The following is a 1,118-nucleotide window of genomic DNA, read 5'->3' as shown; positions in this document are numbered from 1 at the left end:
GGTGACCGTTTCACCTCGGAGACCGCGTCGTTCGGCAACGACCTGTCGACGCTGCCGAACTTCCCGGCCGAGATCCGGGCGCCCGCAGGCACGCTGCCGGGTGTGTCGTCCTTCCAGTTGCACTTCGCCGACCACGACATCCTCACGCCCGGTGACGCGCCGAACGTGCTGGTGGCGATGAATCCGGCGGCGCTGAAGGCCAACATCGGGGACCTGCCGCGCGGCGCGGAGGTGATCGTCAACACGGACGAGTTCACCAAGCGGGCGATGCAGAAGGTCGGCTACGAGACGTCCCCGCTGGAGGACGGGTCGCTGGACGGCTATCACCTGCATCCGGTGCCGTTGACCACGCTGACCGTGGAGGCGCTGAAGGATTTCGACCTCACCCGCAAGGAGGCCGAGCGCAGCAAGAACATGTTCGCGCTGGGTCTGCTGTCGTGGATGTACCACCGGCCCACCGAGGGCACGGAGAAGTTCCTGAAGTCGAAGTTCGCCAGGAAGCCCGGCATCGCGGCGGCCAACATCGCCGCGTTCCGGGCCGGCTGGAACTTCGGTGAGACGACGGAGGACTTCGCGGTCTCCTACGAGGTCGCACCGGCGGCGACGGCGTTCCCGCCCGGTGTCTACCGCAACATCTCCGGCAACCTCGCCCTGTCCTACGGCCTGATCGCCGCCTCGCGCCAGGCGGACCTGCCGCTCTACCTGGGCTCGTACCCGATCACCCCGGCCTCGGACATCCTGCACGAGCTGAGCCGGCACAAGAACTTCGGGGTGCGCACGTTCCAGGCGGAGGACGAGATCGCCGGGATCGGGGCGGCGCTGGGCGCGGCGTTCGGCGGGTCGCTGGCCGTGACCACGACGAGCGGCCCGGGGGTGGCGCTGAAGTCGGAGACGATCGGGCTGGCGGTCTCGCTGGAGCTGCCGCTGCTGATCGTGGACATCCAGCGCGGCGGCCCGTCGACGGGTCTGCCCACCAAGACCGAGCAGGCGGACCTGCTGCAGGCGATGTACGGCCGCAACGGCGAGGCCCCGGTGCCGGTGGTCGCGCCGCGCACCCCGGCGGACTGCTTCGACGCCGCGCTGGAGGCGGCCCGGATCGCGCTGACCTACCGCACCCC

1 protein-coding gene is annotated in these 1,118 nt (G+C 70.0%); it reads left to right on the top strand.

What is annotated here, in order from left to right:
• The coding region (locus tag ABTZ58_RS40065; protein WP_351368449.1) for a 2-oxoacid:acceptor oxidoreductase family protein at nucleotides 1-1,118 on the top strand (1,118 nt) is incomplete at both ends.

The organism is Streptomyces sp. NPDC094143 (genome assembly GCF_040303825.1).
Taxonomy (GTDB): Bacteria; Actinomycetota; Actinomycetes; order Streptomycetales; family Streptomycetaceae; genus Streptomyces.
Note: the sequence above shows the minus strand (reverse complement) of the source record. Positions and strands in the feature narration are given on the sequence as shown.